1 protein-coding gene is annotated in these 639 nt (G+C 72.6%); it reads right to left on the bottom strand.

Annotation, left to right across the window (positions count from 1 at the left end):
• Positions 1-639: PD-(D/E)XK nuclease family protein (locus tag AC27IQ_RS26590; protein ID WP_487091468.1), on the bottom strand; the 639-nt coding region annotated here is incomplete at both ends.

Here is a 639-nt window from a genome sequence, read left to right as displayed (position 1 = left end):
GACTGCGTCGAGCGCACCTCGGCCTGCCGGAAGGCAGCGCCCTGCCCTTCGTGGTCCTGCAGCCAGCGAAGGTAGCCGTCGCGCAGGGCCGGCCAGCCGGAGGCGAACGGCAGGAACTCGCCCGATGCCAGCCGCTGCGCGTGGGTGACGGCCTCGGCCGCGGCATCCATGAGCGCGCGGCGCGCCGGCAAGACTTCGGTGGGCGCCGCCTGCAGCGCCTCGTGGAAGTGCTGGAGTACGGCATGCAGCCAGTTGCCGAAATCCCGCTTGCCCACTTCGGCGCCCAGCTCGTCGGATTCCTGCAGGCCCAATTGGCGCAACGCGAAGAAGCGGTAGGGGCAGTGGCGCAGATCGGAATAGGCGGTGGAGGACAACTGCAGCACGGGCAGGGCCTCGCCCGTCGGCATCGGCCGGGGCACGGGTGCAAGCGGCACTTCGCGCGCACTTCGCGGATCGGTGCCGGCGCGGGCCTGCCCGGCAAGCTGCAGGGCCAGCACCAGCGGACTGGCCAGCAAAGGCTCGCCGCCCTCGTCGCCACTGCGCCACAGCACATCCACGTGGGCGGTGCACAAGGCATTGCGCCAGGCCGCGCGCTGGGCGGCTTCCAGCGCCTCGCGGGTGGCAGGCCCAGGCCCTCGC

It is taken from the genome of Acidovorax sp. KPB24-07, assembly GCF_057543315.1.
The sequence above is the reverse complement of the archived record's forward strand: the minus strand, read 5'-3'. Positions and strand labels throughout refer to the sequence as shown.